The sequence below is a fragment of the Rothia mucilaginosa genome, from assembly GCF_049990865.1.
In the GTDB taxonomy this organism is placed as follows: domain Bacteria; phylum Actinomycetota; class Actinomycetes; order Actinomycetales; family Micrococcaceae; genus Rothia; species Rothia mucilaginosa_I.
In genome coordinates, this window is sequence record NZ_CP188231.1 from 1239387 (window position 1) to 1263029 (window position 23643).

Consider the following 23643-nt stretch of genomic DNA (forward strand, 5'->3'; position numbering starts at 1 on the left):
TGGGCTATCCAATACCTATTTGACCAGTCAAGTTTCGGATAATTGGCTGTCCCTCACCCCGCGCTAGTTCTAGCCGCGCATCGCATCAGCGGGGCTCTTGCGGGATGCCACCCACGCCGGGTACGCCGAAGACACCAGACCGGTAAGGGCGCCAACGCCCACTCCGAGCACCACGAATCCGGGCGAGAGAACCGCCTGCCAGCCCTGCACGAGCGAAAGAATAATCGTCGCAATCATGCCGGAGCAGGCGCCGATGGAGCCGCCGAGCACGCCGAGCATGACGCCCTCCATGAGGAAGATGCGGGCAATCAGCCATTTACTCGATCCGATGGCGCGGCGCAGCGCAATCTCTGCGGTGCGCGATTGCACGGACAGATACATTGCGGTTGCCGCCGAGAGGGAGGCGAGCACCAGCAGAATACCGGAGAGCACACCCACGTACAGGCCCAGATCCGAGGCGATAGACGCGCGTAGGCTCTGCAGGTCGGAGGGGGTTTCCACGTTGATCTGGCTGGGTTCAGCGGGCTTGAGGGTCAGCGGAATTGCCTTGGCGACCGCTTTGCCGTAGCCCCGTTCGGTTTCGGCAATGTATGTGACCTGGCCGCGTCCGGTGCGCTGAAGTGTGCCCGGCGAGACAATGACCGTATTCCTGAATTCGTAGCCGCTATTGCCGGGGTCGAAAAGGCCGACGACCGGCATCAGCTGACCATCCACCCAGATGCTCACACCGGGTGCCACCTGCGGCAGTCCGCCGAGCTTAATGCCGTAGTCGACGGCGGGTAGCTCGCCGGGTCGGGGCTCGGTTGTGGCGTTATCTGCCGCCTTATCTTCGGGGAGAATGCCGAGGGCGCGGGCAGCGGAGACCGAGACGATAGCGCCCGAGAGCTGCTCGGCGCGTTCACGGTCGGCAACGTTCTGCAGGGTGAGGGTCGAGTTCATCTGTTCGAGCGCACGCAGGGTTTCGGGGTTCATGCGGGCACCGATTTGCTCGAGCCTGGTCTTCGAGGTGGAGCTGAGGCCAATCGCCGTTTTGGGTTCGTCCTCGTAGGGGCTGAACCGAGTGATTCGCACGTCGGCTGGCGCCACGCTGCTGACGAACCCGGTGTTCTTCACGTAGTCCAACGCGCTAATGCGGTCGGCAACGTTCTGCGCAGATTCACCCTGCCGGTAGGTTCCGAGCATGTTCTGGTCATTGTCCCTGTCGCTGATGTAGAGCGTGGATTGTTCGGATCCGAGCAGACGCTGGTTCACCTGGTAGCTGGCGGATTCGCTCATGCCGGAGGCGCTGATGAGTCCGCCCACGCCCAGGGCGAAGGACAGGCCCAGCAGCAGGGTGCGTAGCGGTCGTGAGGTGAGCGCCGAGATTGCCTCGATGCTGTCGTCGGTGAGGAAGCTTCCGCGGCGGTGCGCGGCGGGCTTCTCCCCCGGCGCGAGGCTGGCGGGGGTATTCGCGGGAGCATCTGCAGTGGCTTCCGCCGGGGTGTCTGCTACAGACGACACAGCCTCGGCGACCGGCACCTCAGTCACCGGCACCGTAGCCGAATCGGTGCGGCCCTGCTCATGCAGCCGCCCATCCTCAATGCGGATCACGCGGCGGGCGGCGGCGGCAACCTCCGGGTCGTGCGTAATAACCAGCACGGTACAGCCGGTGGCGTTAATGCGCTGCAGAATCTCAATGACCTTGGCGCTATTGTGGCTGTCCAGGTTGCCGGTGGGCTCGTCGGCAAGAATCAGCGGCGGGCGCGTGGCGAGGGCGCGGGCAATGGCGCACCGCTGCTTTTCACCGCCGGAGAGGTAGCGGGTGCGGATGCTGGCGCGGTCGCTCAACCCCAGAAATTCTAGGGTTTCTTCGGTGCGTTGCAGGCGCTCGCCGTAGGGTACGCCCTGCACGCGCAGGCCCATGGAGGCGTTGGTGGTGCTGGTTTCGTCCAGCAGCATGTTTGAGGATTGGAAGATGAAGCCGAGGTGGTCTCGGCGCATTTCGTCGCGTTCTCTGTCGCTGAGTCCTTCCGTGTTTTTGCCGAAGAGGCTGTAGGTTCCGCTGGTGGGAGTGTCGAGCAGGCCAATGGCGTTGAGCAGGGTTGATTTACCGGAGCCCGACGGACCAATAATGGCGAGGAATTCGCCGCGTTCCACCACCAGGTCGAGACGATCGAGGACGGGTCGGTCGCTCCCCTCAAAGATGCGGGTAATGCCGCGCATTTCGATGGCGGGCGCGGTACCGAGCCCGGCGGCAGGTGTAGCGGCGGACGCTACGTTGGGCGCAACTGTAGGCGCACGTCCCGGGCTTGCGTCTGGGGTTCTCTTACGGCGGCTCATGAGACAAGCACCTTCTGTCCCGTGCTGAGGTTCGCGTTGATGGCGGCGTATCCGCCGGCGGTGCGTAGAACCTCAACGTTGACTCGTTCGGTAGCGGGCGCATCCTTGCTGGTCGAGGTGGAGCTTCCGCCCTTTTCAACCAGCACGTAGGTGCCCTGGGAGTCCTGGCGTACCGCGGTAGTCGGCACGGCGAGGGTGGTTGAGGTGTTGCCCTTACTGGTGATGGATGCGCTCTGCCCCGGAGTGAGCTTGCTCGGGTCGTCGGCGCTGAATCGCACGCTCTTTGCCGCACCCTTGGAGGGGTCGTTCTGCAGCTCACCAATGCTGGTGATGGTGCCCTCCACGCTGCCGGTGGAAGTGCGCAGGCTAACGCGGTCGCCGACCTTGAGCTTATTGGCAACGGAGAGCTCAACGCTGGATTCCACGTAGGGTTCGCTGGTTTCTACACTCGCGATGGGGTTGCCGTCGCTGATGAGCTGGCCGACCGCCGCAACTGCGGTGACGGTGTGGCTTCCGCCGGGCAGAATCGCGTAGTTGTTGCGGGCAATGCTGGTGACCCCTTCGCTGGGCACGCCGGTCAGGTGCGCGCGGTGCAGGCGCGTGACGGCGTCGAGGGTGTCTTCGGTGACGGTGCCGCTCTGAGCGGTGGCGTACCCGGCGGAGTTCAGTGCCTTCTGGAAGGCGAGCACGTCGTCACCGTTATCGCCCAGGTGGAGGTCGCGGTACAGCGGTAGCGGCCCATCCAGCACGAAGACGGGGTCGGCGCCAATGATGCCGATGAAGTCACCGGCCTTGAGCACGTTACCGGGCTTCTGGTTCTGGTAGACGAGCACCGGCTCACCGTTGGTGCGCGCACTAATCGGGGCGGTCTCTCCAGCCTTGGTGGTTCCGGCAATGGCGAGGCCCTCGCTGACGGTTCGTTCTTCAACCTTCGCCCAGACCGGAATCACGGTTTTCGCCTGCACGGCCGGGTCGGGGCCCGTGGCGGCGTAGCGGGTGCCCAGGTAGAAGGACAGCATGAGCGAACCGATGGCGAGGATAGCCAGCAGCAGGAGCACGCGGGGTCGGGCGATGCGTTCGCTGAAGCGGTGCCCGCTGTTTTGGTTTTTCGTGTGAGTGGTCATGGCGGTGTCTTTCTAAACTGTTTTTGCGCTGTCTTTTAGCGCCCCGGTTTACTGGTGCTCCAGAACGTACTGCTTGAACTTCTCGTCACGCTCACGTTCTGCCTTGCGTTCCTGCTCAAGCTGCGACTGGTACTTGCGGATGAGCGGCATCTGATACTGTGCCTCCAGGTCGTAGAGCTGCTTGCTCATGCCGACCTGCTGGTTACATTCGGCCTGGATGGTGGCGATGCGGATCTCTTCTTCGGAGGCGGGCTCGTTGAAACCGCCGTTCTTGCTCCGCTGCTCATTCAGCGGGCTTTCCTCGGCGACAGAGCCTGCCCTATTGGGGGTGAGGCCGCGGTCAGAGACGCACTGCTTCCACTTCTCTTCGAGCTCGCGGTGCAGTTTGCTACCGTAAACGGCGTTAACCGCCTCGGTGGAGATACGACTGGATGTGGACTGCACATCATTCTCGGGCCTCTTACCTTCGGGAACCGCGGCGTCCAGGGTCTCGCGGGCCTTGTCAAGACATTCGGTGCGAAGCTGCTCCTCGGGGCTCAAGCTCTCCGGTGAGCTAAAGGAGATGGGGGCGGCGTTGGGGTCTCGCTTCTGGAATCCGTACTTCTTGGCGTATTCGACGTTCCAGGGGCCGTACTTTCGCCCATTATCGCCGCGCGGCGCGCTTTCAGATTGGGGAGCTTGGACGGTGTAGCTCTGCCCGTGTTCGGCGTAGCACTGCTTCATGGCGATTTGATGGGCCGTGTATTCGTAATGAGTGCCCACCTCGTAGTAGACGTAATCGTCCAGGGGCATCTTCACGATGTCCTGCTCCGCGTCAAAGATGGCGTGGACGCTTTCGTCGCGTTCCAACGGCGGGTTAAAGAGCGAGCATGCGCTCAGCGGGAGCACGCCGATGCAGAGCAGGGCGCCCGTGGCGAGCAGGCGGCGGCTCATGCCAGTGCGAGGGGCGGTGGTGCGGCGGGTGAGGAACTTCATCGTTAAACCCCTTTCATAAGAGTGAGTTGTACACCACATTACACGTTCTACTCCCTGTCGCGCCCGAATTTCGGGGGGGTGTGCACCAAAAATTTTTGCGCGCCCACTCGCCTGCCGCGAGCTGCATCCGCTGCGGGAATATCCTCGCGGGTGCGGGCTACCCGCCGAGCCTGTGTCTCGGGTGGCCCGCACCATTACCGGTCTTTCCCCGGTATCAAGATTCGGTTTTAAAATCCGACGTCAAAACCGGTCGTGGACGCTCGGGTTACTGGTGCTCCTGAACGTACTGTTTGAACTTCTCGTCGCGGTCACGGTCGGCTTGGCGTTCCTGTTCAAGCTGCGACTGGTGCTTGCGGATGAGCGGCATCTGGTACTGGGCTTCCAAGTCGTAGAGCTGCTGGCTCATGCCGACCTGCTGGTTACATTCGGCCTGGATGGTGGCGATGCGGATCTCTTCTTCGGAGGCGGGCGCGTTCGGTCCTCCGTTCTTCATCATCTGATCAAACATCGGAGTTTCCTCGGCGACGGATCCAGCCGAGCGCGGGGTGAGACCGCGGTCGGAGACGCACTGCTTCCACTTCTCTTCGAGCTCGCGGTGTAGCTTGCTTCCGTACACGGCGTTACCCGCTTCGGTAGAGATACGAATGTAGGTGGGCTGTTCTTCCTTCTCAGGCCTCTTGCCGTCGGGCACCGCGGCGTCCAGAGTTTCACGGGCCTTGGTATAGCATTCGATGCTGAGCCGCTCCTCGGGGCTCATGCTCTCCCCCGAGTTGTAGGAGATGGGATCGGCTGCGTTGGGGTCCCGCTTCTGAAAACCGTACTTCTGGGCGTACTCAACATTCCAGGGGCCGTACTTTCGGCCCAAATCACCGCGTGGCCCGCTTTCAGAATGGGGAGCTTGGGCGGTGTAATTCTGCCCGTGTTCGGCATAGCACTGCTTCATGGCAATCTGAAAGGCCGTGTACTCGTAGTTGGTGCGCTCGTAGTTGCGGTAATCGTCCAGGGGCATCTTCACGATGTCCTGCTCCGCGTCAAAGATGGCATGGACGCTTTCGTCACGTTCCAACGGCGGGTTAAAGAGCGAGCAGGCGCTCAGAGGCATGATGCCGATGCAGAGCAGGGCGCCCGTGGCGAGCAGGCGGCGGCTCATGCCAGTGCGAGGGGCGGTGGTGCGGCGGGTGAGGAACTTCATCGTTAAACCCCTTTCATAAGAGTGAGTTGTACACCACATTACACCTTCTGTTCCCTGTCGCGCCCGAATTTCGGGGGGGGGTGTGCACCAAAAATTTTTGCGTGCCCGCTCATCTGTTGAGAGCTGCATCCGCTGCGGGCATAGTCTCCAGCAGGAATAGCCCTCTGTGTGCATAGTCCACTGTGTGCATAGAAAAATCCCCCGAACTTCTCAGAAGAGAAATTCGGGGGATTCTTCAATCAGCTACATGCTACTTGGTCGGCAGTTCAGCCAGTTCGGTAGCGTCGTGAGCCTCGGGGATGTGATCCACGTGCAGACGCTTACGGAAGACCCAGTAGGTCCATGCCTGGTAGACGAACACGACCGGCAGACCAAGGCAGGTCACGAAGGTCATAACGCCCAGGGTGTACTCGGAGCTGGATGCGTTCGCAATGGTGAGCGAGTATGCCGGGTCCAGGGTGGAGGGCAGAACGTTCGGGTACATTGCGGTGAAGATTGCCAGCGCGCCGAATGCGAGGAACACGGACAGACCAGCGAAAGCGCGACCCTCACGGCCACCCTTTGCGGAAATCCAAGCAATCAGAACAGCAACCACAGCCAGGATGGTGCACAGCCAGGAGATGCCGTTACCGGTAGTGAAGTCCAGAGTCAGAACCCATGCAACGATCGGCAGCAGCAGGACGGGAGCCCAGCGTACCAGGGTGTTGCGGGCACGGTCGCGGATTTCGCCGTCGGTCTTCAGGGCGATGAAGGCAAGACCCTGAACCAGGGAGAAGCCCACGAAGCCCAGACCGCCGAGCAGAACCGGCAGGGAGACCCATGCGAAGGCGCCGCCGACGCGGTCGCCGTTCTCGTTGATGGGCAGACCCATGGAGGTCAGGCCCAGCAGAGCACCGACGAGCAACGCGATGAAGAAGGAAGAAACAGACAGAGCGATGTTCCAGTTACGGATCCACTTCTCGTCGTTCTTCTTACCGCGGTATTCAATTGCGACCACGCGCAGAATCAGGAAGACCAGCGCGAGGGTCAGGGGGATGTACAGAGCCGAGAAGAGGGCTGCGTACCAGATGGGGAATGCTGCGAAGATAGCAGCACCGCCGGACACAATCCACACCTCGTTACCGTCCCAGACGGGGCCGATGATGTTCAGCAGCAGACGACGTTCCTTCTCGTTCTTGGTGAACTTGGAACCCATCAGCATACCGACACCCAGATCGAAACCGTCGAGAATCATGTACATGATGAGGAAGACGCCAATGGCGACAAACCAGAGGGTGGGCAGGCCAGGCTGACCGGCAAAGATATTGAAATCAAAGTTCATGGTGAATCAATCCTTACCCGCCTAGTAGGCGAACTCCAGCACATCGCGCTTGGACTTGTCGTTGGACTCGTCCTCGTGGGGCGACTGAACCAGCTCGGGCATTGCTGCCACAACACCGGCCTTGACGTACTTGATGAGCAGGTAAACCTCAACCACCATCAGCACGCCGTAGAGCAGACCCAGGGTGAGCAGGGAGAAGAGGATTTCTTCACCGGAAACACCCGGGGAGATAGCTGCTGCGGTGAACAGGTGGATTGCGGGGTCACCCTGAAGGTTCGGAGCCACAACGAAGGGCTGGCGGCCCATTTCGGTGAAGATCCAGCCCAGTGCGATTGCGAAGAAGGGAGCCATGATGGACCAGACAGCAACGTTCTTGAGCAACTTGGACTCGGGAACGGTGCCAACGCCCTTCTTACGGGTTACCCACAGTGCGTAGAGGTAGAGGGGCAGTACGACTGCACCCAGACCAATCATGCCGCGGAAGCCCCAGTAGGAGACCTCGAGGGAGGGCAGGTAGTCAATCTTCTGACCTGCACGCTCGCCGTAGAGCGGGTTGTTGGGCAGGTTGGTGCCGAACTTAGCTTCGTACTCGGGCAGCAGGGTCTGAATACCCTTCACCGGGGTATCGAAGTTGTCGTGAGCCAGGAAGGACAGCACGCCGGGAACCTCGATGATGGGGGTGATCTTGTCACAGCTCTGAGCGCCGAGCTCGCCGACGGTCAGAACGGAGAAGGAAGTGCCGTCGTGGCACGCAGCTTCTGCAGCAGCCATCTTGAGGGGCTGCTCGTGGATCATCATCTGTGCCTGCAGGTGACCGGATGCACCAACACCTGCGAACGCGAGGAGACCAACGACTGCGCCCAGGCGCAGGGACTTGAGCCAAACCTGGAAGTCCTTCTTGTCTCGTGCGCCCTTGTCGGACTCACCAACAACGACCTTGCCGTCAACGACCTTGTCGATGCCGTCCTTGCGGCGACGCCACAGCTTGTACCAGGCAATACCGACCAGGAAGCCACCGGCGACCTGAATGGATGCGGTGATGACGTGAGAGAAGGTCACCCATGCGAGGGGGTTCATCAGCACTGCGCCGATGTCGGTCATACGGGGACGACCATCAATCATTTCTGCACCAACGGGGTGCTGCATCCAGGAGTTTGCAACCAGAATGAAGAATGCAGAAATCCAGGAGCCGAGAACTGCCATGAACAGCGAGAACGCGTGTACAGCAGGCTTGAGGCGGTCCCAACCGAAGATCCACAGACCGAGGAAGGTCGACTCAACGAAGAAGGCGAAGAGGCCTTCCATTGCCAGCGGAGCGCCGAAGACGTCGCCGACGAAGCGGGAGTATTCACTCCACGCCATGCCGAACTGGAATTCCTGAACCAGACCGGTGGCCACACCCATAGCGAAGTTAATGAGGTACAGCTTGCCCCAGAACTTCGTCATGCGCTTATATTCGTCCTTCTTGGTACGAACGTAGCAAATGTACAGGTAGGTCACAACAAGGCCCAGACCCAGAGTCAGCGGAACCATGAAGAAGTGGTAGACGGTGGTAATACCGAACTGCCACCTACCAAAATCAAGGGGATCCATTGATAGGTCCTTACTATGTGTGTACTTAATGTGCGTTTGTGCCAGATTTCGGGTAGCCCGCCATCGATGGAGGGCATACGAGAGTTACTGACACAGTGTCTCTCATGCTTCTAAGGTACAGGGTTTTCCTAAGAAGCTGTGAGTAGGCTGTGCATAGTATGGACGTTTATTGTTTGACGTTTCGCTAAAGGTACCTTGGACGTTATCCCTCGATGCAAGGGTGGTGAGAGGAATGAGACACGATGGTGCCTTGCGGGGTTGAGAAGCAGTTTCGGAACCTTGGTGAAATATTGCAGTTTTTAATATTTTCTGCAAAATTTTGGTGACAGATTTCGTGATTGTGACAGATGCTTCAAGTAGTGCTCAAAGCTTAAATTTGCCTGTTTCATGCGGAATTTACGCGGAATCTCCGAGAATTGCGTGACTATTCTCACACAAAATTCATGGATTGTGACACGCCAGCCACCACTGCCCCGCAAGGCACCGCACGCTACATATCGATGCTCTACATATCAATGCTCTCGGCATCCAGCTGATGAGCACCCGCAATGATGAACTCCTTACGCGGAGCCACCTCAGAACCCATCAACAGAGAGAACGCACGCTCGGCAGCCTCCGCATCCTCAATACGAATACGACGCAGCATGCGATGACGCGGATCCATCGTCGTCTCAGCCAACTGGTCAGCGTCCATCTCACCCAGACCCTTATAACGCTGAATGGGTTCCTTATAGGACACCCCCTGCTCCCGCAAAGAATCCAGAAGCACGTGCAGCTGATTCTCCGAGTAGGTGTACACCATCTCGTTCGGCTTGCCGCGGCGCACCACCTCCACGCGATGCAGAGGCGGAACCGCAGCGTACACGCGACCCGCCTCAATCAGCGGGCGCATGTAACGGTAGAACAGGGTCAGCAGCAGGGTACGAATGTGGGCGCCGTCCACGTCCGCATCGGTCATCATAATGACCTTGCCGTAGCGAGCAGAATCCAGGTCAAAAGTACGACCCGAGCCTGCACCAATCACCTGAATCAGCGCCGCGCATTCAGCATTCGCGAGCACATCAGTCACCGAAGCACGCTGAGTGTTCAGGATCTTACCGCGAATCGGCAGCAGAGCCTGATACGAAGAAGAACGCGCCAGACGCGCAGTACCCAGCGCCGAGTCACCCTCCACAATGAACAGCTCAGAATGCTCAACGTTGGTTGAACGGCAATCCACCAGCTTGGTGGGCATGGACGAAGACTCCAGCGCGGTCTTACGGCGCTGAGTTTCCTTATGGATGCGCGCCGAGACGCGGGTCTTCATCTCAGAGACGACCTTCTCGCACAGAGCGGTCGCCTGAGCCTTCTCCGCACGGGCGGTCGACTCCAGGCGAGCCTTCAGGGCGTCCCCCACAACCTTCGACACGATCTGGCGAACCGCAGGGGTACCCAGAATCTCCTTGGTCTGACCCTCAAACTGCGGCTCAGCAAGACGCACGGTCAGCACGGCGGTTAGGCCGGCGAGCACGTCGTCCTTCTCAATCTTGTCGTTACCCACCTTGTACTTGCGGGCATTATCGGCAAGGTGCTTGCGCATCACGCGCAGCAGGCCCTGCTCAAAACCGGTGGTGTGGGTACCGCCCTTGGGGGTGGCAATAATGTTCACGAAGCTACGGACCGTCGTCTCGTAGCCGATGCCCCAGCGCAGGGCAACGTCCACCTCGCAATCGCGTTCCACGTCAGTCAGCTGCGAGCGGCCGTCCTCACCCAGCACAGGCACGGTCTCGGTAAAAGAGCCGTTGCCGCTAAAACGCCAGGTGTCGGTAATACGCTCATCGTGCGCCAAGAACTCGACAAACTCACTAATGCCGCCGTCGTACTGGAAAACTTCCTCGTGGGGCTCCAGCTCGCCGGGGGTGCCGGGTAGGCGGCGCTCATCGCGGATGCAAATACGCAGACCCGGAATGAGGAACGCGGTCTGGCGCGCACGAGCAGCCAAGTCCTCGTAGCTGAACTTAGCGTCGGGGGTGAAAATCTGCGGGTCAGCCCAATAGCGCACACGGGTGCCGGTCACGCCACGCTTAGCGCGGCCCACAATCTGCAGGGCGTCAGTGCCCTCGGTTGCGGGAGTGAACGGATCATCAGGCTTGGGAGTGCGGCCGGACTCGAAGAAGCCGGGAATGCCGTGGTGGAAGGACATCTGGTAGGTCTTCGAGCCGCGGTCCACCTGCACATCCAGGCGGGAAGACAGCGCGTTCACCACGGAAGCGCCCACACCGTGCAAACCACCGGAGGCATTATAGGAGCCGCCGCCAAACTTACCGCCGGCGTGCAGCTTGGTGAACACGACCTCCACGCCGGACAGGCCGGTGCGCGGCTCAATATCGGTGGGGATACCGCGGCCATCATCGCGCACCTCAACCGAACCGTCACGGTACAGAATGACCTGAATGGACTGACCGAAACCGGCGAGCGCCTCATCCACCGAGTTGTCGATAATCTCCCAGAGGCAGTGCATCAGGCCGCGGGAGTCGGTGGAGCCAATGTACATGCCCGGGCGTTTGCGTACAGCTTCCAGACCTTCCAGCACGGAGAGGTGACGGGCGGTGTAGTTCGAAGACGCCACGGGAATCCTTTCGGCAAGTGATGACTGTGTGTTCTCTGCAGGTGTTCCCCGCAGGTGTTTTCTGCAGGTGATCTCTGCGAATATACTCTGCAGATGTTCTCAGCACGGCAAGCTCGCGTAAGGGGAGAAAGAAACGCCCCGGCTTGCGCTCATAGTGCTCTAAGTTTCTATTCTATCGTGGCTTGTTGCCCGCTTCTGTCTGCACCGTCATTAGGCACTGCACCGTCATTAGGTCCTGTCGAGAGAATAAAACAGCAGAAAAGCACCGGCCGCCACTCCCCCATGGAGTAGCAGCCGGTGCGTGAGTATCTGCGGGTATCTGAATTTTTAGGGTGCGCTTTCGAGGTATTCAGCCTGTGCTTTTCCAACCTGTGCACTTCCATCCTGTGCTTTTCCAACCCAGGCACCTCATGGCAAAGTTTCCCCTAGTGTGCCTCACCCGTGGCACGCGAGGAGCTCTCGTGACGGTTCGTGACCATGATATTGGACTTGAAGTAGAACTCTTCGGGCAGCTCATTCGTGACCGGGCCGTGCGGGAACTCGCTGAGCTTCGGCACAAAGTACCAGTCCATCAGCTCGCCGCTACTCTGCTTGAGCACGCGGCGTTCCCTCATGGCGTGGTGTACCTTGCGACGCAGGCGCGGGCTGTCTTTCAGGGTGCTGGTGAAGACCCACGGAGTCTCGTAGCCCTCGGTCATCATGCCGAAGGTGATGCGCAGGTTGCCGTTCGTATCGGCGTCCATCGTGAAGTCGCCGTCTGCGATGTCGGTGAAGGCGAGCATCCAGCTGTGGCGGCGTTCGTAGCTTTCACGGGTAGTCTGCAGCGCCGCAATGATGCGGTGGTCAACCAGTAGTTCCACCTTGCGTTCGGTGATTTCGCCCAGACGAGCGTAGGAGCCGAAGGCGCGGTTCGCGCCACTGCGGCGAGGCCACTTCGTCACCGCACCGTGCGGCACCTCCCCCGCAAAGGTGAAGGGGCCCGTAATGGTGCCGGGCAGACGCAGACGCTCAAACGGAGCAGTCGGCAGGAAGGTCGTCAGCAGCTGATCGGAGCTCACCGACTTACCCCAGCGCGCCATCTCAAAGATGGTCGGTTCAGGGCCCACCGGGTAGAGGCGCGGCATCTTGCGACCGAACTCGTCAAAGCCATCAATAAACTCACCGTTGGAGCTGTACCCGGGCATGGTCGCGCCGAGCGGGCGAGTCCACGACCCCGAATACGGTTTGGTCAGGTGCGGGTTCTCCACCGGCAGGATGCTGGTGCGAGCGCCCAGGTAGGCGGGCATGCGCGAGAGGTTACGCCAGGCGAACTTCGCGGCAACCGCCTCGCGCCACCACATCGGGCGTTTGCCCGGGGTCTGCCCGCCCAAGCAGTGTATGAGCAGCCAGAATCCGGCCCAGCCGAGGCACCCTGCGGCAACCACCCAGAAAATAATCGTCAGCACAGTGTGCAGGGTTCCGGTCGCCCAGATATTCGTGGCAATCAGAGCCATGAACGCCGCCCACGCCGCCATGACGTACGGGCCGAGTGTAATCATCGGGTCAACCACCTTCACGGCGGCAATGACGCGGCGGTTCAGTCCGCGCCACACGTAGGAGTACGCCCAGCATCCGGCGGCAAGGGCGAGTGCCATCAGCAGAAGAAGGATGAGCATCGGTGTGTCTCTTTCGCTGCAGGTTTTTCTACCGCGGTCGGTGACAGCAAGCATCGGGCAGATGCCCCGCTGAAAGGCTCTTCAATAGCAAAACTCGTCTGCCGAAGGTACCTTCAGCAGACGAGTTTCTTTGGTGTCACTAACCTTGAGGTAAAGCTTCTCACACTATTGTGCCTTTAATTGGTATCTCAGTGGGGGATTTTAGAGGGATGCGTGAAAAATTCGCACCCAACCCCGCGTTTCCACCCAACAGAGCGGCACAGCGAGTACGCTCTGGTGCCTCAGCGACGGTTTTAGACAGCGGTTTTAGGAAGCCAGCGCCGCAGCAATCTGAGGAATCAGCGCCTCAAAAGCACGCGCACGGTGGCTAATCGAGTTCTTAATCTCGGCGGGAATCTCAGCGCACGACTTGCCAGCGTACTGACCCTCGTACAGGGCGTTCTCACCGTTCAGCTCCACGGGGCGCAGAATCGGATCGTAACCGAAGCCGCCCTCCCCCGCCGGTGCAGTCAGCAGCTCGCCGGGCAGCTCGCCGTACTCGACCGCCTCAAAACCGTTCGGGGAGGCAACCGACGCCGCGCAGCAGAACTTCGCGCCGCGGTGCTCGGCAGGAATATCGCTCAGCTGAGCCAGCAGCAGGTTCAGGTTCGCGCTGTCATCACCGTGGCTACCCGCCCAGCGCGCCGAGAAAATACCGGGGGCGCCGTTGAGCACATCCACCGACAGACCGGAATCGTCAGCAATAGCGACCAGACCGGTTGCCTCTGCAACAGCGCGCGCCTTCAGCAGGGAGTTCTCAGCGAAGGTCACGCCGGTCTCGGGAACATCGGGTGCGTTCACGCTGGAGGCGTCAACCACCTGGGTATCAACGTCCAGGCCGTCAATGCGTCCGCGCAGAATTTCGCGCAGTTCCTTGAGCTTGCCCTTATTGTGGCTCGCCAGAACAATCTTTGCGTCTGCCATAGTTTCTCCTTGTCGACGGAACTAGTTACTGGAACCGGTTAGTGTGCCAGTGCTTCACGCTGAATCTGAGCCAGCTCTGCGGTGCCTTCCAGCGCCAGGTCGAGCAGGCTGTTGAGCTCGTCGCGGTCGAAGGGCGCGCCCTCTGCGGTGCCCTGAACCTCAACGAACTTGCCGCTGCCGGTGACGACCACGTTCATGTCGGTCTCTGCGCGTACGTCCTCGGTGTAGGGCAGGTCCAGCATGGGGGTGCCGTCAATAATGCCCACCGAAATTGCGGACACCGAATCAATCAGCGGGTTCGCCTTAGCGGGCAGAATCTTCTGCTCCTTCGCCCAGGTAATAGCGTCAGCCAGCGCCACGTACGCGCCGGTAATCGAAGCGGTGCGGGTGCCGCCGTCAGCCTGCAGAACATCGCAGTCGAGCACGATGGTGTTCTCGCCCAGCTCATCCATGTTGATGACGGCGCGCAGGGAGCGACCAATCAGGCGAGAAATCTCGTGGGTGCGGCCACCCACGCGGCCCTTCAGCGACTCGCGAGAAGAACGGGTGTTGGTGGCGCGCGGCAGCATCGCGTACTCGGCGGTCACCCAGCCCTTACCTTCGCCCTTGAGCCAGCGCGGCACGCCCTCGGTGAAGGATGCGGTGCACAGCACGCGGGTGTTGCCGAACTCGATGAGGGCGGAACCCTCAGCGTTGCGGGACCAGCCGCGGGTAATGGTGATGGGGCGCAGTTCGTTGAGGGCGCGGCCGTCTTCGCGGGTTGCAGTCATGGGTTCTCCTTGGGTCTGTCTGTTGGTTCTGTGTTAGCTGGCGCGAAAGGCGTGCACTGGGGTTGTTATGCCTAGTCCGGTTTGTTTTAGCCCAGTCCAGCTCGGGCTTCGCCTAATCTAGCTCTGGCTTAGGGAGCGCAATCGCGGTGTTCAGCGGCGGGTCGAGCACCTCCACCACGTTCAGGGTGGACGTGACCGGGTTAGCCTCCGTCGGGCGCGGGTAGATGCGGTAGCTTGCCGCCATTTCGGCAATGCCGACCGGGCCGGAGAAGGCACTACGCGCCTCCGCGTAGGCGATGTCCGGGTCGTTCCACACGGGCAGGTGGGTCAGCAGTAGGTTGCGCACGCCCGCCTCCGTGGCTGCCTGACCGGCACGCTTGCCGGTCAGGTGAATGCCGCGCAGGGCGTCATCGCGGCCCTCCTGGTAGGCGGCCTCGCAGAGGAACAGGTCAGCGCCGCGAGCAGCCTTAACCAGGCCCTCGCACAGGTCGGTATCGCCCGAGTACGAGAACACGGTGTGGCCCTCACGGTCATTGCAGGTGATACGCAGGGCGTACGGGTCCTTCGAGGGGTGAACCACGCGGAACGGCTCCACGCGGAAGGGCCCAATCTGCACAGGCTCACCCTCAGTCCAGGTGTGGTACTCGAACTCGGTGCTCATGCCCGGATCCGGGTCCAGGCCGTGAGTCGCCGAAAGGTACTCGTTAATCGCGGCGGGACCGTACAGCGGAATGCGGCCCTTGGGCCAGCCGCGCGGATCCCACTTGACCGCCACGTGCAGACCGGACAGGTCGATGCAGTGGTCCGGGTGCAGGTGCGAAATCAGGATCGCGTCGATATCGCTCAGGTCAATGTGGCGCTGGAGCATGCCGAGTGAGCCGTTGCCCATGTCCATGATGATGCGCCAGGTGCGACCCGCGAAGTCCGTGGCGGTGAGCATATAGCAACTAGCCGGTGAGACGGGGCCGGGAAAGGAGCCCGTGCAACCGATAACGGTTAGACGCATGAGGTGTCGTCCTTAGGGGTGGTGCCGGAAAATTCGGTGCCCGCGGAGGTGTGTGCCGCCTCTGCGGAATCTGCCGATTCGTCGATGTTGATGTTGCGGTGTGCCGCAAGCATTTCGGGGGTGAGCGCCGCCAGCGAGCCGGTCGGGTAGCGTTCCGCCACGGAGCTGGTGTGGCGCACGTTGGTGACCTCGGGGCCGAGGAAGCGGCGCGCCAGCTGCGAAAACGTCTCAGATTCGCCGGTGGCGAGGAATTCGTGGCGCGGGTTTTCCTCGGGGACCGGGCTTTCAATGGCGTGGTTGAGCAGTTCGCGGTACACGTCCTTCGCGGTCTCATCCGCGGAGGAAACCAGGGTGACGTCCTCACCCATAATGTAGGAAATCACGCCAGCCAGCAGCGGGTAGTGGGTACAGCCGAGCACGAGGGTGTCCACGCCAGCGTCCTTGAGCGGTTGCAGGTACTCGCGGGCGGTCTCCAGCAGCTCGGGGCCGGAGGTAATGCCCTTCTCCACGAACTCCACGAAGCGCGGGCACGCCACCGAGTGCACCTCAAGGTTCGGGGTAATCGCGAAAGTGTCCTCGTAGGCGCGGGAGGTGACGGTCGCCTCCGTAGCAATCACGCCGATCTTGCGGTTGCGGGTTGCGGCGAGCGCACGGCGGGCGGCGGGCTGAATCACCTCAATGACGGGGATGCCGTACTGTCGGGTGTAGCGTTCGCGGGCGTCGCGGAGCACCGCTGCGGAGGCGGTGTTGCAGGCGATGACGAGCATTTTCACGCCGGAGTCGACGAGTTCGTCCATAATGCGTAGCGCGTTGGCGCGTACTTCTGCGATTTTGAGGGGGCCGTAGGGGCCGTGGGCGGTGTCGCCGACGTAGATGATACGTTCGTGAGGCAGCTGGTCCATGATGGCGCGTGCCACGGTGAGTCCGCCGACTCCGGAGTCGAAGACGCCGATGGGTGCCGCGGCGGTGGGGCCTACGGGCGCGGGGCTACCCCAGGGGGTGCGGGCACGGTAGGGATTGGTTGCGTCGATACTGTCACTCATGTGTCACCTACACTTTGTTATCGGTCGGGTACCACGTTCTATGCTAACTCGCTAAGGTTACCCATTTATTCCATAGAGCGGTTAGATGAGTCGAGAACCACCATTATGTGGTTGTATATGACAATAGTTTGAGGGGTAATTCGAAAAATTCGTTCTATTCTTGCTCGTTTGCCCCGCCAAATGCTCCGCCGGGCGTTTCTTCTTCGTCGTCCAGCCCGTCGAGCATGGCGAGCATGAGCGAGTCCTGAACCCAGGAGACGAAGTTGTACACCACAGCCATGTACTCTTCCTGGGTCTCAATCTTGGAAGGGTCGGTGAACGCCGCAATATCTTCTGCGCTCTCTTCGTCCACGATGTAGAGGCGGTCGGCGAGCACCAGGCGAATATCGCCGAGCGCGGCGGCCCAGGCGCGGGCATGTTCTTCGTTGAGGCGCAGGTCGCTGGATTCAATATCGAAGGCGAGCATGGCGAGGTTCGCGCGTTTGGTTTCGCGCAGGTCGCGTTCGGTGTAGCGGCGGTATTCGGTGGCGGTCTCGTCGTCGCTGCTTGCGGCGGGTAGTAGGCGTGCTACGGCGCTATCGGCGGGGACGGTGGGGTTTTCGGTGATGCCGACCAGCGCCTCCAGCGGGTCGACGGTGCCGCCGTCGGCGGTGGTGTCTGCCGGGCGCAGTAGCGCGCGCACGTCTTCGGCGAGTTCGCGGATCAGGTCGCGTTCGGCGGGTTCGAAGGAGGCGGTGTAGCCTCCGGGGGTGCGGCGGAAGGGTCGCGCCATTAGTTTTCTACTTTCTCGAAGGTTGCCAGCAGGCCCCAGGCGTGCATTGCCTGGGTGTGTTTTTCGGCGTCTTCGCGCGAGCCGGTGAAGACGATTGCCTTGCCGTTATTGTGCACCTGCAGCATGAGCTCTTCGGCGCGGGCGCGGGAGTAGCCAAAGTGACTGCGGAAGACGTAGGACACGTAGGTCATGAGGTTGACGGGGTCGTTCCAGACGATGACTTTCCATGGGGTGTCTGTGGCGAGGATGTTCTCCAGGGCGGTGTCGAGGTCGGTGTCCTCGAGGGTTCCGGTGGAGAGGGTCACGGCGGTAGTGTTCATTGGTTTCCTTTGCGGCCGGTTCCCTTTGATTATACGGGCGGGCCTGTGTTGCCCCTGTGTTGCCCCGTGCCGCTCCCGTGTTGCCGCTGTGTTCGTCCTGCGCCGCTGCGGTGTTTATTATGCAGTGATCCCGCACAGAGTGCTGGTAATTTGTCATACTACAGCACTTAGAGTCAAGAATACTTTATGTAGTGATTGACACGCCGACTTAAGAGGAAAAATACCCTAATCCCCCACTACAATAAACATATGGCTACTACCTCTCTTCTCACCGATCACTACGAACTGACCATGCTCCAGGCGGCACTCGCCTCCGGCGCAGCCAACCGTAAGTGCACCTTCGAAGTCTTCACCCGCCGCCTGCCCGCAGGCCGCCGCTACGGCATCCTCGCAGGCACCGGCCGATTCCTCGAAGGCCTCGCAAACTTCCGCTTCAACGACGAAGAACTCTCTTTCCTCTCCTCCCGCAACATCGTCAACAAAGAAACCCTCTCCTACCTCGAATCCTTCACCTTCAGCGGCAACATCCGCGGCTACGCAGAAGGCGAAGCGTTCTTCCCCCACTCCCCCGTCATGCAGGTCGAAGGCACCTTCGCCGAAGCGTGCGTCCTCGAAACCTACCTGCTGTCCATCCTGAACTTTGACTCCGCCGTGGCGAGCGCCGCCTCCCGTATGAGCGCAGCCGCAGGCAACCGACCCTGCCTCGAAATGGGTTCTCGCCGCGCCCACGAACGCGCCGCCGTCTCCGCTGCACGCGCCGCAGTTATCGCCGGCTTCGCGGGCACCTCCAACCTGGAGGCCGGTCTGCGCTACGGCCTGCACACCATCGGCACCAGCGCCCACGCCTTCACCCTGCTGCACGACAGCGAACGTGAAGCATTCGAGGCGCAGCTGCGTTCCCTCGGCGCCCGCACCACCCTGCTCGTCGACACCTACAACGTGGACGAGGCAGTCCGCCTCGGCGTGGAACTCGCTGGTGAAGAGCTCGGCGGTGTGCGCCTGGACTCCGGCGACCTGGTCGCCACCGCGGCTCGCGTGCGTGAACTGCTCGACTCGCTCGGTAACACTAACACCAAGATCACCGTCACCAGCGACCTGGACGAGTACGCTATCGCATCTCTGGCGGCAGCACCCGTGGACTCCTACGGCGTGGGTACTAAGCTGGTCACCGGTTCCGGTGCGCCGACTTCCTCCATGGTGTACAAGGTTGTTGAGCGTGAGAACGCCGCTGGCGAAATGCAGCCGGTCGCTAAGGCGTCGGCTGGCAAGGCGTCCATTGGTGGCGCCAAGCGTGCGGCCCGCCGACTCAACGGCATGGGTATCGCGACCGCCGAGGTTCTGGGCACCCACGAGGACCCGAACCTGCTCGAGGACACCCGCCCGCTCATGGTGGACTTCGTCCGCAACGGCGAACTGCTGCCCGGCTTCACCGGCGAGGAAGGCGTGCGCCGTGCAACCGCCCGCCACGCAGCATCCCTGGCTGAGCTTCCCGAAGCTGCCCGCCGCCTCTCGGAGGGTGAGCCGATCATTCCGACCGAGTTCATCTAAACCACCCTTCTGAGATACTGTTTTCACCTGGCGAATCAGAGTGAAAACTCATTCCTACTTGTAAAGGACAGACATGTCTAAGGCACTGATTATTGTTGACGTGCAGAACGATTTCTGCGCCGGCGGCACCCTCGCCACCGAGCGCGGTGCAGACGTTGCCGCGCTGATTAGCGAATACGTGGAGAACAACCACCACCGCTACGACGCGATTGTTGCCACCCAGGACTGGCACATCGAGCCGGGTTCGCACTTCTCCGACACCCCCGACTACGTTGACACCTGGCCGGTGCACTGCGTCGCAAAGAGCAAAGGCGCGCAGATTCACGAGAACCTGGACACCGACTACATTGAGGCGTACTTCCGTAAGGGCCGCTTCGAGGCAGCGTACTCGGGTTTTGAGGGTCTTCTGGCACCTGAGGATGAGGTCGCAACCGGCGAGCACGAGCCCGGTGTGGATGCGTCTGAGGACGGCCCGCAGACTCCCCTGTCGGAGTGGCTGGATGAGCGCGGTATCGAGTTCGTCGATGTTGTTGGTATCGCCACCGATTATTGCGTGTCGGCAACCGCTCGCGATGCGGTCGATGCAGGCTACGAGACTCGCGTGCTGCTTGACCTGACCGCGCCCGTGCACGAGGACAAGCTCGACGACGTGGTTGCCGAGCTTGAAGATGAGGGCGTCGAGGTGGTTGAGGTTCTCTAACCTCGACCTTGAATATACAGAGACGTTGAATATACGTTGAATATACAGAGGCGGGGAGCCCGGGATGTACTATCCCAGGCTCCCCGCTTCTAGCATGCCCATAACCTAGCGTGCCTATAACCTAGCGTGCCTGTAACCAGCCGAGGTCATGAAACCTCTGCGGTTATGCAGCAGATTGAGCCGCTTACTTAAAGCGGACCTTCGCCATGACCTCGCTCACCCAGGCATTTCTGGGCGCGAAAAAGCCCGCGAGCGCATACACTCGCGGGCTTCTACCACTCACGTTCAGAAGGCGCTAAGACTAACCCTTTGTCTCGCAGAGGTACACCTTGGCTTCGCCATCATGGACGTTAATGCCGGTCCTCATCGCGTTCATAGAGTTAGAGATTTCACCCTCAATAACGCGCGGCGACAGGTACGAACCACCCGCACCACCGGCACCGGAGAACTGCAGGTAGCTCACGCTCTGGCGAATACCATCAGGGTTGTTATTCCACTTCTGAATGGTCGTAATAGCAGACAGCGCCAGTGCAGCACCCGAACCGCCACCACCGTAGCCGCCGCCACCGCCTCCGGACATTGCGAACTGGTAGCCGTTGAACTCGGCGGCAATCTCCTCAGCAGAGAATTCGATGCGCTCGCCGCCGGGCAGGGTCAGCACTTCAAGGTTCTTCGGGTCGTTATTGTCGAGCTGGTAGCTATAAGCGACAGCACCGTTACCACCCTTAGCCTTAAAGCCGGAGCCGCCCGCGTTACCTGCGGTCGAAGAGCTGTACAGCACCTGGTTATTCTGGCTGTCGTAGCTAAAGATATGGTTGGGGCTACCAGTCGGCACCTCGGGCTTAGCACCACCCGCTCCACCGGCGCCATTGTTTCCACCCTTACCGCCGTCAACAGATACCTTAGTGTTCAGGCTGTGGGTGTAGAACTGGGTGCCCGTGGTGGCGTCTCCACCGCGAGTGCTCAAACCGCTACCCGCAAAGCTGCGAATGGGCGGATCAGTCGGGTGGTAAATATTCGTCACGCTCGCGTCAAGAACAGCGGGGAAATGCTTGGCGTGAGGCGCTGAGGTGTAGGAGTACGTGATGCCGCCGCCACCGCCACCACCTGCAACAGCGATGACCTCGCCGTCAATTAGCAGTGCCGAGGCGCCGCCGCCGGGGTGTCCATAAACCTCAACGGTACCCTTGGGACCCCTTTTAAGTTCCCTCCAGTTGAGGGCGCCCGGGTAGCGTTTGGTCACTTCAGCCACCACTTCGGCAGGCATGGTGAATCGGGGTGCGTCGCCGCCGTCGCCGTAGCCACGCCCGCCTCGTCCGGGCCCGTCAGTCGTAAGCCTGCCCCGGCGGTGGTAGTTTCCCCCAGAACCGCCGCCCGCAATGATACGAACCGTCTGTCCCGGCTTCACTTCAACGATTCCAATCGCGCGGGCACCCGAGCCGCTTTCGTGGCCGGTGTCGCTGACTCCGCCACCACCAAAAATATCGAAGCGGATCCTATGCACGTTAGCGGGGACGGTGAATTCCTCTTCTACACGATAGTCACTATATCCCCTCAAGAACTTGTGGGGACTGTCAGCAAAGACGCAGTCCATGGATGCAGCGAACGCGGGAACAGCAGCCGAGGTGGCGATGACGGGGGCGGCCCACGCGGCACCCGCAACGACCCTGCGGCGAGAAATATGAGTAGACATCAGTGTCCTTCGGTGTGGTTAGTTCAGGTGCTCGCTCCCCTACCGCGCGCGGGGCGGCAGACTGTGCCGGGCTGATGCTTCCCCGGAGGCGGGGCTCATCAGGTGCTACGCTACCGCCTCAGCTGTGAAGCGGAAAATGTGGTGCTTCAGGTGTGCGTGGTTGGGAAACGGTGACCTGGTGTTTCTCTATATGTGCACCGCTCATGCACTCAGCACTGCCCTTTTATTCATTCTGGCCGGTGTCTAAGAGCGGGGAGGAGTCTACACCGAACCGTGTGTTCAGCGCCGGATGTTACCTCCTCTTCTACCCTACAGGTATAAGGCTCTAGTTGAGGGTCATCTCTGCTTATGCGACCAAATATTACGGGCACGCAAAAGCCCCGCGAGCGCATACACACTCGCGGGGCTTCAAGCCAAGAACTGCTACCGGTAGTAGCTAGTTCAACATACACAAGGCAATATCAAATTACTTTCCGGTCTGGCAGAGATACACGGATACTTCACCTTCATAAGAACCCCATGCCAAGATATGTCCATTATTGAAAGCCACTGACATCTCCCCTTCCATCACCTGCGGCGCCAGGTAGGAACCACCCGCACCACCAGAGCCTGCCATCTGCACATAGCTGATGCTCTGGCGAATACCCTTCGGGTTGTTATTCCACTTCTGGGCAATCGTGATAGATGACTGCGAGAGCGCCGCACCAGAGCCGCCACCACCGTAGCCGCCACCGCCGCCACCGGATACCATAATCTGTGCACCATTGAAGAAGGGCGCTACATCGTAGTAGCCGATTTCTTCTCGGGTTCCATCGGGGAATTCAAGAACTTCTACGTCGTCCTGACGCCACCATGCCTTATTATTGTCCAATTGGTAGCTCATGGACATTACGCCATCGCCACCCTTACCGTTCAGACCATCAGTGCCGGGATTACCAGCGGTCAAGGAACTATAGATAATCTGATTATTCTGGCTGTCAAAGCTCAGGATTCCGGAATGATTACCAGTCGGGACACTGGGCTTAGTACCACCGGCACCACCAATACCCCCACCGCCACCTTTACCGCCTTCAACAGTCAGTTCAAGGCTCACATCCTGGGCATAGTATTCGTGGGCTTCGGTGGCGTCACCGCCACGAGCCCCACCAGCAACACCAGCTGCGCTGTATACGGGCGCGTGGGTCGGGTGCTCGGGCCCAGTCATACGAACATCCACAATGCCTGGGAAATGGCGCCTATAGGGCTTTGCAGTGTATGGTTTGCCAACATTAGCCGCTCCACCACCGCCACCAGCAACAGCAATGACCTCACCGTCAATCAACAGTGCTGAGGACCCGCCACCAGAGCATCCATAGATTTCTTCCATCGGCATCGGTTGAGGAAGTGGACCATTGTCCCAATAGCTTCCCCAAATCCAGCGCTCATAAACATTATTTAGAACCTCTTTGGGAATTTTCACCTCGGGGATTGACCCTCCGTCACCAAATCCGTATCCGCCCTTTGCAGGACCGAGTCGGTATCCCTCGCCTACAGGATAAGGTTGAGGTTCATAACGGCCTTCACCGCCTGCAATAATTTTGACGGTCTGATGGGGTTTCACTTCAACGATTCCGCTAACTTTAGCGCCGGATCCACCAGGAAGATTGGTGTCGTAGGTCCCACCTGCACCACCGATCAGCTCAAAACGTAGCTTATGGGTGCCTTCTGGAATAGTAAATTCTTTCTCTGCTCGTTCAAAATGGTTCATTCCTCGAGCAGAAACATACGCGTTCTCTGCAAAAGTACAGTCCACAGAAGAGGCGAAAACCGGCACTACTGAAGAAGCCGCAATCACGGGAGTTGCCCAGGCGGCACCCTTCACCATCCTGCGACGAGAAATATGAGACATCACTGTCCTTCAAGGGTTGGTGCAACCGTCCCAGTGCACACTATCCGGGTGCGCGCCTTCCTGGGGTTGGTTGCATGGTGTTTCTTAGAGTTTTGATGACCCGCATAGACCTATATGCTGCGCATCAATGGAAAGTTCCCTGAGCCCGGCGAC

18 protein-coding genes are annotated in these 23643 nt (G+C 60.3%); 2 read left to right on the top strand and 16 right to left on the bottom strand.

Going from position 1 to position 23643, the window contains the following annotated elements; translation table 11 throughout:
- Positions 1-69: 69 nt before the first annotated feature.
- The 14 genes from ACP3RB_RS04845 to clpS all read right to left on the bottom strand — a co-directional run bounded on the left by ACP3RB_RS04845 (position 70) and on the right by clpS (position 17661).
- Positions 70-2319: an ATP-binding cassette domain-containing protein gene (locus ACP3RB_RS04845; protein ID WP_426698672.1), complete on the bottom strand. Its 2250-nt coding sequence runs from the start codon at positions 2317-2319 to the stop codon at positions 70-72.
- On the bottom strand, positions 2316-3443 hold the full coding sequence (locus ACP3RB_RS04850) for an efflux RND transporter periplasmic adaptor subunit (RefSeq protein WP_426698673.1): 1128 nt from the start codon (positions 3441-3443) through the stop codon (positions 2316-2318). The genes ACP3RB_RS04845 and ACP3RB_RS04850 overlap by 4 nt, the downstream gene beginning before the upstream one ends.
- Positions 3444-3491: 48 nt before the next feature.
- A complete protein-coding gene (locus ACP3RB_RS04855; RefSeq protein WP_426698674.1) occupies positions 3492-4418 on the bottom strand; it encodes a multidrug transporter in 927 nt (308 codons plus the stop codon).
- Positions 4419-4683: 265 nt separating this feature from the next.
- Entirely contained in the window at positions 4684-5610 is a 927-nt protein-coding gene (locus ACP3RB_RS04860) for a multidrug transporter (protein WP_426698675.1), read from the bottom strand.
- Between the two features lie 250 nt (positions 5611-5860).
- On the bottom strand, positions 5861-6931 hold the full coding sequence (gene cydB, locus ACP3RB_RS04865; protein WP_303977919.1) for a cytochrome d ubiquinol oxidase subunit II: 1071 nt from the start codon (positions 6929-6931) through the stop codon (positions 5861-5863).
- Positions 6932-6952: 21 nt separating this feature from the next.
- Positions 6953-8524 (bottom strand): cytochrome ubiquinol oxidase subunit I, encoded by a 1572-nt coding sequence (locus ACP3RB_RS04870; protein WP_426698676.1) that lies wholly within the window; start codon positions 8522-8524, stop codon positions 6953-6955.
- A 505-nt stretch (positions 8525-9029) separates the two neighbouring features.
- Positions 9030-11132, bottom strand: a complete 2103-nt coding sequence (locus tag ACP3RB_RS04875; RefSeq protein WP_426698677.1) for a DNA gyrase/topoisomerase IV subunit B — start codon at positions 11130-11132, stop codon at positions 9030-9032.
- A gap of 425 nt (positions 11133-11557) precedes the next feature.
- Positions 11558-12787, bottom strand: coding sequence for a peptidase E (locus ACP3RB_RS04880; protein WP_426698678.1), 1230 nt, complete (start codon positions 12785-12787; stop codon positions 11558-11560).
- A 306-nt stretch (positions 12788-13093) separates the two neighbouring features.
- Positions 13094-13750 carry a non-canonical purine NTP pyrophosphatase gene (locus ACP3RB_RS04885; RefSeq protein ID WP_049350311.1) on the bottom strand — a complete coding sequence of 219 codons (657 nt, stop codon included), beginning with the start codon at positions 13748-13750 and terminating at the stop codon, positions 13094-13096.
- Positions 13751-13788: 38 nt separating this feature from the next.
- Positions 13789-14520, bottom strand: coding sequence for a ribonuclease PH (rph, locus tag ACP3RB_RS04890; RefSeq protein ID WP_049359116.1), 732 nt, complete (start codon positions 14518-14520; stop codon positions 13789-13791).
- A gap of 112 nt (positions 14521-14632) precedes the next feature.
- The gene (locus tag ACP3RB_RS04895; RefSeq protein ID WP_426698679.1) at positions 14633-15526 is read right to left on the bottom strand and encodes an MBL fold metallo-hydrolase; all 894 of its coding nucleotides are present in this window, start codon (positions 15524-15526) and stop codon (positions 14633-14635) included.
- Positions 15517-16569 (bottom strand): glutamate racemase, encoded by a 1053-nt coding sequence (murI, locus tag ACP3RB_RS04900; RefSeq protein ID WP_303963081.1) that lies wholly within the window; start codon positions 16567-16569, stop codon positions 15517-15519. The genes ACP3RB_RS04895 and murI overlap by 10 nt, the downstream gene beginning before the upstream one ends.
- A 154-nt stretch (positions 16570-16723) precedes the next feature.
- The gene (locus tag ACP3RB_RS04905) at positions 16724-17341 is read right to left on the bottom strand and encodes a DUF2017 domain-containing protein (protein WP_426698680.1); all 618 of its coding nucleotides are present in this window, start codon (positions 17339-17341) and stop codon (positions 16724-16726) included.
- Positions 17341-17661 (bottom strand): ATP-dependent Clp protease adapter ClpS, encoded by a 321-nt coding sequence (clpS, locus tag ACP3RB_RS04910; protein WP_005507825.1) that lies wholly within the window; start codon positions 17659-17661, stop codon positions 17341-17343. The genes ACP3RB_RS04905 and clpS overlap by 1 nt, the downstream gene beginning before the upstream one ends.
- Before the next feature lie 249 nt (positions 17662-17910).
- Between clpS and ACP3RB_RS04915 the strand changes: the two genes are divergently transcribed.
- Positions 17911-19209 carry a nicotinate phosphoribosyltransferase gene (locus ACP3RB_RS04915; RefSeq protein WP_426698681.1) on the top strand — a complete coding sequence of 433 codons (1299 nt, stop codon included), beginning with the start codon at positions 17911-17913 and terminating at the stop codon, positions 19207-19209.
- Between the two features lie 73 nt (positions 19210-19282).
- Positions 19283-19909: an isochorismatase family protein gene (locus tag ACP3RB_RS04920; RefSeq protein ID WP_426698682.1), complete on the top strand. Its 627-nt coding sequence runs from the start codon at positions 19283-19285 to the stop codon at positions 19907-19909.
- A 301-nt stretch (positions 19910-20210) separates the two neighbouring features.
- On the opposite strand, the gene ACP3RB_RS04925 is transcribed toward ACP3RB_RS04920, so the two are convergent.
- Positions 20211-21602, bottom strand: coding sequence for a transcriptional initiation protein Tat (locus ACP3RB_RS04925; RefSeq protein WP_426698683.1), 1392 nt, complete (start codon positions 21600-21602; stop codon positions 20211-20213).
- Between the two features lie 466 nt (positions 21603-22068).
- On the bottom strand, positions 22069-23490 hold the full coding sequence (locus tag ACP3RB_RS04930) for a transcriptional initiation protein Tat (protein WP_314671673.1): 1422 nt from the start codon (positions 23488-23490) through the stop codon (positions 22069-22071).
- Between the last annotated feature and the right edge of the window lie 153 nt (positions 23491-23643).